This is a genomic window from Chlorogloea sp. CCALA 695, assembly GCF_003003885.1.
Classification (GTDB): domain Bacteria; phylum Cyanobacteriota; class Cyanobacteriia; order Cyanobacteriales; family Chroococcidiopsidaceae; genus Aliterella.
In genome coordinates, this window is record NZ_PVWN01000033.1 from 1 (window position 1) to 6,738 (window position 6,738).

Annotated in this window: 2 protein-coding genes; one reads left to right on the forward strand and one right to left on the reverse strand. The window is 41.4% G+C overall.

The annotated features are described in order from the left end of the window. The coding region (locus C7B70_RS15945; protein WP_146134079.1) for an AMIN domain-containing protein at positions 1–917 on the reverse strand (917 nt) is incomplete at its 3' end. A gap of 605 nt (positions 918–1,522) precedes the next feature. Here C7B70_RS15945 and C7B70_RS15950 point away from each other — a divergent pair. Next, the gene (locus C7B70_RS15950) at positions 1,523–6,721 is read left to right on the forward strand and encodes a non-ribosomal peptide synthetase (protein WP_106370004.1); all 5,199 of its coding nucleotides are present in this window, start codon (positions 1,523–1,525) and stop codon (positions 6,719–6,721) included. Positions 6,722–6,738: the final 17 nt, after the last annotated feature.

The window sequence follows — 6,738 nt, forward strand, 5'->3', positions numbered from 1 at the left end:
ATTAGTCCGCTTTCTGTAAAGCTGTCTTTGAATCCATCTCTCAAGGTCGTTGAATCTGCAAAACCTCGAATATTGAAATTATCAACAGTACCGCCAAAATTATTTCCGGAAAATACGCCGCTAACATTTTGCAACGCTTCTTCTAACCGAGTCACCTGGCGATCTTCTAAAACCTGTTGCGGTACTACTTGAATAGATTGAGGAATATCGCGGATTGGCGTATCTGTTCTAGTGGCTGTGGTTGCTTCAGGAATATTGTAGCCGTCTTCTTGTCTCCCCGTAACCAGAATTTCCGGTATTTCCTCTGGTTCTGTTGGGGGAGTTTGGGCTTCTTCTAATTCTGTATTTGGTTCTGCGGGGGGAGTTTGCGCTCCCTCTGATTCTGTATTTGGTTCTGCGGGGGTAGTAAGAGCAGATTGGGGCGGAGTTTGGGCTGTATTTGCTGTTGGTACAACTCCAAAAATTAAACCCTCATCGCCATCAAATAACTCAATTTGGGGTGGGGCATTTTCTCCGTTTACGGTGACGCGGATAGTATTAGCACTAGAGTTAGTAACCGTTACGTTAGCAATTCCGCTAACAGGTTTATCTTGGTTGAAGGTAGCCCCAGAAGGTAAGCGCAGTTGAGCGTTTTTGACATCGGCAATAAAACTATTTCCCTCCGTGCGTTCGACAACTTCCAGTTTTTCGCTGTTGGCAGACTGCAATATTAGCTCAATCCCAAGATCGGTAGGGCTGACTTCAACTCCAGTAATTTGTACTATTGTGGGTATTTGTGCCAACTGGGTAGGAATTGCGATCGCCTCCCTAGCTGCGCTCCCTTGCATCACTTTTCCCTGCACTCGCTTTATTTTGACCTCCTCAGCAAGGGCGGAATCAATCGCCAATAACCCAGCCAAACCTGAAACCAATAGCATCTGAAGTAACTTCTGTAGCTCCACTTTTAAACCCCAAACTTAACTGCCCTTTGTTACCCGTAATCAATCGGTACTTATTGAATATTCTTAGCACTAATTAGGCTAATAGACTCGAAGCTTATTGCAAATAATACTTATTACGGTCAAAGGAGATTATTGCAAACTATTTGCATTTTTAAAAGTAGGCGATTGAGAATCATTTAAAACTTCTCTGAAAATTTGAGATGAATTGTTCACCAAACCCTTGCTATGCAACACTTTTAGGGTTCAAGCTTCAATTGCGTAAAATTCAAAATTTATTTAAAACAACGTTCATCAGGGCGCAAAAGCACCTGCATCTATCTGAAAAAATAAGCAATTACAAAATTTAGGGGCTTTACTTTATTGCAAATATTTGTAAATATACAGAGGCTAAAGGCGGTTAAACCACTAAAGTAATTTTGTGTAACTGAGAAAGAGTAGCAACAAAAGCTTAAAGAACGCTCGAATAAATATTTTTGATTAAGAGGGCGAACTAGATGCGCTCGAAAGGAAGGCATTTAGCCAATTGCCGAGGAGAACGGACACAACTTTGTCGCACTAAAGATTTTTAAGGGTGGATTTTAATGTTTGATAACTGTGGCAAGAAAATCGCTGGTAATTTTTCAACCTTTGTAGAACTTCTGTGCCATAGAAGCGTTACCCAATCGGATGTACAGGCTTTTACATTTTTGGTTGATGGCGAGAATGTAAAAGCAAGCTTGACTTACCAGCAGTTGGATAGCCGCGCGCGGGCGATCGCGTTTCAATTGCAGGCAAAAGGAGCAACAGGCGATCGCGCATTATTACTATATCCACCAGGTTTAGATTATTTGGCAGCATTTTTCGGCTGTTTGTACGCTGGAGTCGTGGCTGTACCCGCCTACCCACCTCGCAATCAACGCAACACGCCCAGAATTAAAGCAATTGTTGCCGATGCCCAGGCGCAGATTGCCTTAACAACAACGGCTATTTGTTCTACAGTTCAGTTGCTAATAGACTCAAATTCCTTGGAGTGGCTAACTACTGACAATTTAGAACCGGGTATAGAAGATGCTTGGCAACAGCCTTGTATAGACACAAATACCTTAGCGTTTTTGCAATATACCTCTGGTTCTACAGGTACGCCCAAAGGAGTGATGCTAACTCATGGCAACTTGCTACACAATGCGGCGGCAACTTACCAAGTAATGGAACATTCCCCCGCTAGTAGGTTTGTCTCATGGCTGCCGACTTATCACGATATGGGATTAATCGGCGGCATATTGCAGCCTGTATATGGCGGTTTTCCTTGTATTCTCCTGCCACCAGCATCGTTTTTGCAACGTCCTTATCGCTGGTTGCAAACTATTTCCCACTACAAAGGGACTACAAGTGGCGCTCCCAACTTTGCCTATGAGTTATGCACGCAAAAAATTACCCCTGAACAAAAACAAACCTTAGATTTAAGTGGCTGGAGTGTTGCTTTTAACGGTGCTGAACCAATCCGCAGCGATACCTTAGAACGTTTTGCTACAGCTTTTGCAGATTGCGGCTTTCGCCCGGAAGCATTTTATCCCTGTTACGGGATGGCAGAAGCAACGCTAATAGTTGCTGGCGGTCAAAAATCAGCGCCACCAGTGGTTAAAACAGTTCAAAAATCAGCTTTAGAAGTTAATCAAATAATTGCCGCTAAGGATGAATGCCATCTTGTTAGTTGCGGTCAAAGCATCCCAACCCAACAGATAATTATTGCCAATCCTGACACCTTAACTCGTTGCCAAGCTGGGGAAGTAGGCGAAATTTGGGTATCAGGTGCTAGTGTTGGTCAAGGTTACTGGCAGCGTCCTACAGAAACTCTAGAAACTTTCCATGCTTGTTTATCAGGTACGGGGGAAGGTGGTTTTTTGCGGACTGGGGACTTGGGCTTTTTGGACGATCGCCAATTATTTGTTACAGGTAGACTCAAGGATTTAATTATTATTCGCGGTCGCAACCTCTATCCGCAAGATATAGAATTGACCGCCGAACGCTGTCATTCTGCTTTACGTCTGGGTAGTAATGCCGCCTTTACCATTGCAAGTAACAGCGAAGAACGTTTAGTAGTAGTCCAGGAATTAGAATTTCGGGCAAAACCAAATCTTGATGAAGTTGCAAGTGCTATTCGTCAGGCTGTAACCGTAGAACATGAAATTCAAGTCTATGCAGTAGTGCTAATTAAAGGCGGGACTATTCCTAAAACCTCTAGTGGCAAGATTCAGCGCCGCGCAACTCGTGCAGACTTTGATAATGGGCAACTAGAAATAGTCCACAGCAGTATTCAGGAAAATATTGTAGTTAGTGAAGCCAGTATTTTAAAGCGCGATCGCTTGCTAACTCTAACTCCGGCGGAACGTCAACCAGTATTAACATCCTACCTAATTGCCCAAGTAGCGAGAGTGTTGGCAGTTTTACCGACAGCAATTGAACAAGAGCAACCTTTAAATAGATTAGGACTCGATTCGTTAAAAGTATTTGAGTTAAAAAATCAGATTGAGCATGATTTGGAAATTACGGTAGCTGTTGCAGACTTATTTGAGAGTGCGATTGCTCAATTAGCAATAAAGCTATCGGATCTCACAGTTGATACTGCACTGAATTTAACTCAAATTAAGACAGATAATCAGTTTCATCCTTTATCCTTTGCCCAACAACAACTATGGTTCGTGCATCAACTAGCGCCGGAAAGTTCTGCTTACAACATTCCCCTAGTGGTGGATTTTAAAGGACGGCTAAACGTTGGACTGCTGGAACAAAGCTTAAAGGAGATTATTAGCTGTCATGCAGTCTTGAGAACCAATTTTATAGTAGTAGGCGATCGCCCCATGCAAGTTATTAATCCTACTGCAACTATCGATCTACCTGTTCTGGACTTGCGGGAATTGTCTGATAGCGAACGTGCTGAGATGGTGCAAAAGCAGACAACAAATTTAGCCCAGCAACCATTTAACTTATCTACACAACTACTTATTCGGGGTTTGCTGCTACGTCTAGCTGAAGAAGAATACAAACTACTGCTGACTTTGCACCATACCGTTGCTGATGGTTGGTCTGTAGGTATATTAATGCGAGAATTAATAGAACGTTATGGATCGTTGAAATCCTCGTCAGAACTACCTTTACAGTATGTAGATTTTGCCTATTGGCAGAGGCAATACTTACAAGCAGATAGCAAACTACTGGCATACTGGCGGCAGCAACTGGGGGGTAATTTACCTATATCAAATCTACCCATGCGATCGCGTCCTCCAGTGCCAACTTTTGCAGGCGCTCGCACTAGCTTAACCATACCAAAAGACCTTACCCAAGCTCTCAAACACCTCAGCCAGCAAGAGGGCGCAACTTTATACATGATTCTGCTGGCAGCCTTCAAAACCTTGCTTTATCGTTATACAGGGCAAACAGATATTTTGGTAGGTTCTCCCGTTGCTAATCGTAACCACACGGAAATAGACTCGTTAATTGGCTGCTTTGTTAATGTGTTGGTGTTACGTAGCCATTTAAGTAATGAACTTAGTTTTAAACAACTGCTGGCACAAATAAAGTCTACTGCTTTAGCCGCTTACGAACATCAAGACTTACCTTTTGAGCAATTAGTCCAGCAATTACAACCAGAACGCAGCCTTAGCTACAATCCGTTGTTTCAGGTGATGTTTGTTTTCCAAAATATGCCGATGGCAACGCCAATGTTAGCGGAAATGTCTATTGATTGGCAAGAGGGATACACTAGCACCTCTAAGTTCGATCTAACTCTATTTATGCACGAGCAAGGACAAGAATTAGTAGCAACTATAGAGTACAACACAGATTTATTTGATGCAGAGGCGATCGCACGAATGTTGGGACATTTGGAGACTTTACTTGGAGGTATTGTTGCTAATTGCGATCGCACTATTGCTAAATTGCCTTTACTAACCGCCGCCGAACAGCATCAAATGCTAGTTGAGTGGAATAATACGCAGCAAGATTATCCTCAAGATTGCATTCATCAACTATTTGAGCAACAAGTACAACGCACGCCGGAAGCTGTAGCTTTGGTATTTGGGCAACAAAGACTTACTTATCGCCAGTTAAATAACCAAGCTAACCAATTAGCGCACTACTTACAAACTCTTGGAGTCAAGCCGGAGGTTATTGTCGGTATCTGCGTAGAACGTTCGATTGAGATGATTGTAGGGCTTTTAGCAATTCTCAAAGTTGGCGGCGCATATTTGCCCCTGGATCCTAAGTATCCTCAAGAACGCTTGAATTTTATGCTGGCAAATAGTCAAGCGCAGATATTAGTCACACAGAAGCATTTAGTTGAACTTTTTAGTAATGTGCGTACTGTCTGTTTTGAAGATATAGAGGTTAAACGACAAAGTATAGAAAATTTAGACAGTGAAGTTACTGCGAAAAACTTAGCCTATGCTATATATACCTCTGGTTCTACAGGCATTCCTAAAGGTGTTGCGATCGCTCATTCTAGTTGCGTTGCTTTACTAACTTGGGCGCGAACAGTTTTTAGCGATGATGAACTAAAAGGAGTTTTAGCATCAACTTCTATTTGCTTCGATCTGTCGTTATTTGAAATATTTGTCCCGCTAAGTTGGGGTGGGAAAGTAATTTTGGTAGAAAATGCTTTGCATCTTTCTAGTGCAACAGATGAAGTAACTTTAATTAATACAGTTCCTAGTATAATTTCCGAATTATTAAACGGAAATATGCCTACTTCTGTTCGCACTATTAACTTAGCTGGCGAACCTCTGTCCTATCAACTTGCGCAGCAAATTTATCAAAATCAAGCAATTGAAAAAGTTTTTAATCTTTACGGACCTTCGGAAGATACAACTTATTCAACATTTACTTTAGTGAGAAAAGATGATAAAATTGTATCCATCGGTCGCCCAATCAATAATACACAAATTTATCTTCTCGATTCTTGTTTACAACCAGTCCCAATTGGTGTAACAGGAGAAATTTATATAGGTGGGGCAGGGCTGGCTAGAAACTATTTGTATAGCCCAGAAGTAACTAAAGAAAAGTTTGTTATTAATCCGTTTAGTAACGAATTAAAATCATGGTTATATAAAACTGGTGATATCGCGCGTTACTTGCCAAATGGTAACTTGGAGTATTTAGGGCGAATAGATAACCAAGTAAAAGTTAGAGGTTTTAGGATTGAACTAGGTGAAGTTGAAAATGTTTTAAGCGAACATCCAGCAGTAAGTAAGGTGATAGTTTTAGCAGTTGAACAACAATTATTAGCTTATTTTGTTCCTTGCCAAGATTCAACTCCTACCACAGAAGAATTGCGGAGTTATTTAAAACAATTGTTGCCAGATTTTATGATTCCTGCGGCATTTGTATTAGTAAATAGTATGCCGCTATTGCTAAATGGGAAAGTTGATCGTAGTGCTTTAAGTAGAATAAAAATTAATCAGACTAAGGCTTATGAAGCTCCGCAATCGGAAATAGAAGAAGCGATCGCTAAGATTTGGCGAGAGGTATTACAGCTAGAAAATGTCAGCGTCAATGATAATTTTTTTGATATGGGCGGTCATTCTTTGCTGATGGTGCGTGTTCAACAGAAATTAGGCTCGGTATTAGAACAAAAGGTAGGGATTATCGATTTGTTTCAATATCCAACGATTCGCTCTTTGGCACAGTATTTAAGCCGAGATGAACCGAAAGATTTAGTTTGGCGATCGCTAAAAGAACGAACTCAAAAACAAATGGATGCTGCGAAAAAAAGAAAGCAGTTAGCGAGAAGGTTTGCTGAACTTTGATATTGCATTTTTTGTTG

Excerpts from the sequence above, each read along its gene's own strand:
- C7B70_RS15950 (WP_106370004.1), top strand. The coding sequence starts at position 1,523 with ATGTTTGATAACTGTGGCAAGAAAATCGCTGGTAATTTTTCAACCTTT.